Below are 6,214 nucleotides of genomic sequence, written 5' to 3' on the forward strand. Positions count from 1 at the left end.
GGCCACGTGCCCATGCATCTCATCAAGGAGAACATGGACAAGCAGCTGGAGTGGTGCCACGAGGCGCCGTTCTACACGCTGGGGCCGCTCACGACGGACATCGCGCCGGGGTACGACCACATCACGAGCGCCATCGGCGCGGCGCAGATCGGGTGGCACGGCACGGCCATGCTGTGCTACGTGACGCCCAAGGAACACCTGGGCCTGCCCAACCGCGACGACGTGAAGGCGGGCGTGATCACGTACAAGATCGCGGCCCACGCCGCGGACCTGGCCAAGGGTCATCCGCGCGCGCAGGAGTGGGACAACGCGTTGTCGAAGGCGCGGTTCGAGTTCCGCTGGCGCGACCAGTTCAACCTGTCGCTGGACCCGGTGACGGCGCTGGCGTACCACGACGAGACGCTGCCGGCGGAGGGCGCCAAGATCGCGCACTTCTGCAGCATGTGCGGCCCCAAGTTCTGCAGCATGAAGATCACGCAGGACGTGCGCGACTACGCGGCCAAGCTGGAGGAGGCGCAGACCGGCATGGCGCGGAAGTCCGCCGAGTTCCGCGAGCGCGGCGGCGAGGTGTACCTGCCCGCCGACAGCATCGTCGCGGCGGAGGCGTCGGCCGAAGTGGAGGAGACGGTCGCGGCGGATTGACCTGATCAGCCGAAAGCCGAAGCCCCGCCTGTGCATCTGCAGGCGGGGCTTCTCCATTGCGGCTTTGAAAGGCCACGTGTTCTCTTCACACTCCGGGTTGCCAACAACCACGTTGGCAGCAGTGTTGTTGGTGAGCTGAGTAGATCATCGCTGTCGGCACCAAAACGGATACGGAAGCCTCAACCGATGAACCTCGACGACTGCCTGCCCGCGGAGCTGCGTGGGCCCGACACCACCATCACCCGCATCGCGCAGGGGCTCTCGGGGGCCGGCGTCCACCGCGTGGACGCCGGCGGGCGGGCGTTCGTGCTGAAGGTGTCCGCCCCCGGCGAGCCGCTCGACGCGTGGCGCGGCAAGCTGCACGTCCAGCAGCTCGCGGCCGACGCGGGGGTGGCGCCGCGGGTGGTCCACGAGGACGAGGCGCGGCGCGCGGTCGTGAGCGAGTTCGTGGCGGGCGCTCCGTTCTTCGCGCTGTACGGGAACCCGCAGACGCGCGGCGCCGCCATCACGCTGCTGGGACAGACGCTGCGCCGGGTGCACGCAATTCCGCTCCCGACGGACGCGCGGCCGGCGGACCCGCGGGCGTTCCTCGTCGATACGTGGACGGCCGTCCGCGGCGGCATGGCGATTCCGGAGTTCGCGCGGGAAATGGTCCAGGGGGTGCTGGCGGAAGAGGCGCCCGCGCGGGGCGGCGCTCCCGTGCTGAGCCACAACGACGTGAATCCGTCCAACTTCGTGCTCGACGGCGAGCGGCTCGTGCTGCTGGACTGGGACACGGCCGCGCCGAACGATCCGTTCTTCGACCTCGCCACCGTCTCCGTCTTCCTGCGGATGGACGGCGACGCCTGCCGCCAGCTGCTCGCGGCGTACGAGGGCGAGCCGGTGGACGCGCTTCCCGCCGGGTTCGCCTACAACCGCCGGCTGGTGGCGGCGCTGGCCGGCGCCAACTTCCTGGACCTCGCCCGGCGGGGTGGCCACCCCGGCGCGACCGGCGGCGAAACGGCCGAGTCCCCCGCGTCGCTCGCCGACATCTACCAGCGGATGCGTGCCGGCGAGCTCAACATCGCCGGGGCGGAGGGGCAGTGGGCGTTCGGGCTGGCGCTGATGAAGGAAGGTCTCGCCACGTAGGTCGATGGATCGGTCGAGGCCAGACGGGGCGATGAACGACGCGGGGAGCACCGGCGAGTGCTCCCCGCGTGTTTTCGTTCGATCGGCCGCGCTTACACGCCGATGCCGAAGTCGCGGCGGCGGGCCAGGAAGTAGCGCAGGAAGACGGCGTGGAAGGCGATGAAGAGCAGCGCGCTCGTGCGCACGCTGGATGGCGCCGTGCCCGCGGGCGGGTTCAGCAGGGCGTAGACGCAGACGACCACCGCGAGCAGGGAAATACCCGTCGCCAGCCACCAGCCCCACGCGCGAAACCGCTGCACGCCGCGGGCGCAGGCAAACATCAGCGCCGTCAATCCGCCGTAGGACGCCAGGATCATCCCGGGCTCCGCCGTGTCACGGATGCGCGGCTCGCTGGCCATCGGCATCACCAGGATCAGCAGGCCGCCGAGCGCGATGAACACGGCGGCGGCGTAGCACAGGCCCACGTAGAGCTTGCCCTCCCACCCGTGTCCGCGCCGCGGGCCCGGTGCCCCAGCGAACGTGCCTCCGGCCGGCGCGCCGCAGTGCGGACAGGCCGCCGCCTGGTCCGACATCGTACCGCCGCATTCCCTGCACGTGATGAGCGTCACACGCTACCCCTCGATGGCGGGTGAAGGTCGATTCGCGGGTCCTGCCAGGCGACGGAGATCGCAAGATCGAGGCAACTCCATGCGCGCAGCCACGTTGCCGGACCGGCGCGGCCAATCCGTGGCTGTGTCGGTCAAGCGCGCCGCGCCGTTCGCGTCAGGGTTGAATCACCCGTGGAGCGAGGGGGATCAGGGGTAGAGCAGATACGGCTTGCGGCTCTCGGCGAAGGCGGCGGCCTCGCGGTCCCAATCCTCCAGCAAGGCGGGCAGCGTGCCGTTCTCGACCGCCAGCCGCACGCGGTCCGAGCCCGTGAGGCGGTCGATGGTGCGCGTCCACTCGAACTCGCGCGGGTGCGTCCGGTGGATCTCGTCGATCAGCAGCAGCGACGTGCGGACGGGGCGATACGCCAGCCGGTCCGTGACGACGAAGCGGATGGCGGGGATCGTCTGCCCCGGGTACTTCCCGGCCGTCGACGCCACGGACATGGTGACGGGATCGAAGCGGACGCCCGGCAGCCGCATGGCGTTCATTGCATCCGCCACGCGCGGTGCGTCCAGCCACGGCGCGCCCACCTGCTCGAACGGGCGGTCCGTGCCGCGGCCCTCGGAGACGTTGGTCCCCTCGAAGTAGACAGATCCCGGGTAGCTCGTCAGCGCGGCGAGGGAGCGCAGGTTGGGCGACGGGTTGATCCACGGCAGCCCCGTCTCGTCCATCCACCGTGACCGCTCCCATCCCGCCACCCGTGCGACGACCAGGTCCGCGCCGATGCCGTGCGCCTGGTTGAAGAAGGTGGCCAGCTCGCCCACCGTCATCCCGTGGCGCACGGGGATGGGGTACATTCCCACGAACGACGTGAAGCGCGGGTCCAGCAGCGCCCCTTCCACGATGTCGCCGCCGATGGGATTCGGCCGGTCCAGCACGACGAACGGAATGCCTTTGCGCGCGGCGGCCTGCATGGCCAGCGCCATGGTGGAGACGTACGTCCACGTGCGGCCGCCCACCTCCTGCAGGTCGTAGATCAGCACGTCCACGTCGCGCAGCATCTCCGGCGTGGGGCCGCGATCCTCCGACTGGTACAGCGAGTAGATGGGGACGCCCGTGCGCGGATCGCGCTCGTCGCCGATGCGCTCGCCGGCCTCCACCGTGCCGCGGATGCCGTGCTCCGGCGCCAGCAGGGCCACGAGCGTGAGCTGCGGATGGCGCGCGATCAAGTCAATGTCCGAGTTGCGCGCGCGGTCGATCCCCGACTGGTTGGTGATGAGGCCCACGCGCTTGCCCCGCAGCCGCGCCGGCACGTCCGCCAGGAAGGTTTCGATCCCCGGCCGCACGGGCTGCACGGAATCCGCGCGCGCCACCGCCGCCGATTCGGACGCGGGCGCCGGCGCCTGGGCGCACGCGGCCAGCAGGAGCGCGGCGGACAGCAGGATCTTCATCGTCTCTCTTCTGCGTGGCGGATGGGGATGATCGTATCGGATGCGCATCGTCCGGTTGCCCGTGCAATGGAGCGCGGCGGGAAAGCACGGTCAAGCGCAAGGCAGCGTGGCGGATGCGGATCGCGCTCGGCGCGATCTTCGACCCCTTTCCCCGACCTCCGCAGAAAGCGTCATCCTGAGGGAGCGCCCGCGCGGACCTGCACGCGCACAAGGCCTTGGGGCGCGACCGAAGGATCTTGCGTGCGTGCCTCGGGGGCCGATTCCGCGCGCGGGAGCCGGCTCCGAGTATCGCACGCAAGATCCTTCGTCGCCGCCATGGATCGTGCACGGGCGATCATCGCGCGGCGGCTCCTCAGGATGACGCGTTTTCGCGGCGGGTGCAGGGGGGCAGTGTATCATACAAAAGGCGCGGGGAGCACCGGGATCGGTGCTCCCCGCGTTGTCGGTCATCCACCGAGCCTGATCGGCGTCAGGACGGGGATTCGGGGGCGGCGAGAAGGCCCAGGCCCAGCGCCAGGCGCACGTAATCCGCCCGCTCGCTCATCCCCAGCTTCTCGTTGATGCGGCGGCGATACGTGTCCGCCGTCTTGGCGCTGATGAACAGCCGCTCGCCGATCTGCGACGTGGAGTAGCCCTGCGCAAAGAGCAGGAACACGGACCGCTCCCGCTCGCTGAGCGACTCGTACCGCTGGCGCGTCTCGTCCACGGCGGTGCGGCGCACGAACTCCTCCGCCAGCACCGGCGCCGCCTCCGGCCGGACGAAGCGGCGGCCCTGCGCCACCGTCCGCACGGCGCCCAGCAGCGTGGCGCTGGCCGCGCTCTTGACTACATATCCCATGGCGCCCGCTTCCAGCAGGGGCACCAGGTACGCCTCCTCGTCGTGCATGGTGAGCACCAGCACGCGCGTGGGCACCTGCAGCCGCGTGAGCTCGCGCGTGGCCGCCACGCCGTCCATTCCCGCCATGGACACGTCCATCACCACCACGTCGGGGTTCAGCGCCTGCACGCGCTCCACGGCCTCGGCGCCGTTGGTGGCCTCGCCCACGACCTCGATGTCGGGCGCGGCGCCCAGCAGCGCGCGCAGCCCCAGCCGCACCACGCTGTGGTCGTCCGCCAGCAGCACGCGGATGCGCTGCCCCTCCGGGGATTGCTCCGTCACCGTGCCTCTGCCGTGTTGGGCGCGTCGGCCTGCACCGTGGTGCCGCGCCCGAGGTCGCTGTGGATGAACAGCTCGCCATTCACCAGCACCAGCCGCTCGCGCATCATGAACAGCCCCATCCCCGTTCGCGCGGACTCGGCCGCCTTGACGTCGAACCCCGTGCCGTCGTCCCGCACGGTGAGCCGCGCCGTGTGCTCGTCCACCTCCAGCCGCACGGAGATGCCGCGCGCGCCGGCGTGGCGCAGCGCGTTGTTCAGCGCCTCCTGCGCCACGCGGTACAGCACGGACGCCACCAGCGGCGAGATGGCCGCGTGCACGCGTGCCTCCACGCGGCTCTGGATGGCCGTCTGCTCCAGCGTCCGTTTGGCCAGCATCTCCAGCGCGGCGGCCAAGCCCAGGTGCTCCAGGGCGCTGGGATGCACGCGGTGCGACAGCGTGCGCACCTCGCGCAGGGCCTCCGTCACCACCTCGCGCATGGTGCCCAGCCGCTCGCGCAGGCCGGCGCCGGCGGGCCCGGCCGGCGCGTCGGCCAGCGTGGCGGCCAGCAGCATCTCCACGGCGCTCAGCGACTGCGCCGTGCTGTCGTGCAGCTCGCGGGCGAGGTGCGCGCGCTCCGCGTCGGCCGCGCCGATGGCCTGCGCCGTCAGGTAGCGCACGCGGGCCTGGTCCGCCAGCAGCCGGTCCAGCAGCGCGTTGAGGGTGATGCCGATGCGCGCGATGTTGCGGTCCGCCAGCCGTGACGGGGATACGCGGGCCTCCAGGTCGCCGGCGGCCACGCGCGCGGCCGTCATCTGCAGCGCCTGGAGTGGACGCAGCGACCAGTAGACGAGCACGGTGTTCAGCGAGAGGGTGATGAGAAGCGAGCCCAGCATGATCTCGTCCGCGTACTGCGCGCTGGCCCCGCGCATGACGAAGTAGGCCACCAGGTTGATGACCAGGTCCGCCACGACCAGCTTTTGCAGCAGGGGAACGCGCAGGAGCCCCCGCGCCCCGCCGGAGTCCGGCAGGGGGCGCGGGGGCTTCCCTTCATCCATCCGGGGCATGGTGCCCCGCCGGGGTCGCGCGCTCCCGTCCGGGTGCGCGCCCTCCGCCGGCGGGCCGGCGCCCACGGCCAGCCATCCAATCCCTTCCTGCAATTCCAAAAGCCGTCCTTGGTCCAGGTCCGTTCCTCGCGCGCGGGGTTCGTCCGCCTCGCGCGCCTCCTCGCGAACGCCCCCTCCGCTCGCTCAGGCTCGCACCTCCCCCA

6 protein-coding genes are annotated in these 6,214 nt (G+C 71.3%); 2 read left to right on the top strand and 4 right to left on the bottom strand.

Going from position 1 to position 6,214, the window contains the following annotated elements; all coding sequences use genetic code 11:
- Both VFZ20_RS05325 and VFZ20_RS05330 read left to right on the top strand, forming a co-directional pair.
- Nucleotides 1-642: phosphomethylpyrimidine synthase ThiC (locus VFZ20_RS05325; protein ID WP_329682799.1), on the top strand; the 642-nt coding region annotated here is incomplete at its 5' end.
- A 186-nt stretch (nt 643-828) separates the two neighbouring features.
- The gene (locus tag VFZ20_RS05330) at nt 829-1,770 is read left to right on the top strand and encodes a phosphotransferase (RefSeq protein WP_329682800.1); all 942 of its coding nucleotides are present in this window, start codon (nt 829-831) and stop codon (nt 1,768-1,770) included.
- 92 nt (nt 1,771-1,862) lie between these two features.
- Here the strand turns inward: VFZ20_RS05330 and VFZ20_RS05335 are convergent, their stop codons facing one another.
- The 4 genes from VFZ20_RS05335 to VFZ20_RS05350 all read right to left on the bottom strand — a co-directional run bounded on the left by VFZ20_RS05335 (nt 1,863) and on the right by VFZ20_RS05350 (nt 6,110).
- A complete protein-coding gene (locus VFZ20_RS05335; protein ID WP_329682801.1) occupies nt 1,863-2,342 on the bottom strand; it encodes a hypothetical protein in 480 nt (159 codons plus the stop codon).
- 222 nt (nt 2,343-2,564) lie between these two features.
- The gene (locus tag VFZ20_RS05340) at nt 2,565-3,809 is read right to left on the bottom strand and encodes a DUF1343 domain-containing protein (RefSeq protein WP_329682802.1); all 1,245 of its coding nucleotides are present in this window, start codon (nt 3,807-3,809) and stop codon (nt 2,565-2,567) included.
- A gap of 469 nt (nt 3,810-4,278) precedes the next feature.
- On the bottom strand, nt 4,279-4,968 hold the full coding sequence (locus VFZ20_RS05345) for a response regulator transcription factor (protein WP_329682803.1): 690 nt from the start codon (nt 4,966-4,968) through the stop codon (nt 4,279-4,281).
- A complete protein-coding gene (locus VFZ20_RS05350; protein ID WP_329682804.1) occupies nt 4,965-6,110 on the bottom strand; it encodes a sensor histidine kinase in 1,146 nt (381 codons plus the stop codon). Before VFZ20_RS05350 ends, VFZ20_RS05345 begins: the two co-directional genes overlap by 4 nt.
- Nucleotides 6,111-6,214: the final 104 nt, after the last annotated feature.

Source organism: Longimicrobium sp., assembly GCF_036280135.1.
Lineage (GTDB): Bacteria > Gemmatimonadota > Gemmatimonadetes > Longimicrobiales > Longimicrobiaceae > Longimicrobium.

What these genes read in the sequence shown, in the direction of transcription:
- VFZ20_RS05330 (WP_329682800.1), top strand. Translation starts at nt 829, where the DNA reads ATGAACCTCGACGACTGCCTGCCCGCGGAGCTGCGTGGGCCCGACACC.
- VFZ20_RS05335 (WP_329682801.1), bottom strand. Translation starts at nt 2,342, where the DNA reads ATGTCGGACCAGGCGGCGGCCTGTCCGCACTGCGGCGCGCCGGCCGGA.
- VFZ20_RS05340 (WP_329682802.1), bottom strand. Translation starts at nt 3,809, where the DNA reads ATGAAGATCCTGCTGTCCGCCGCGCTCCTGCTGGCCGCGTGCGCCCAG.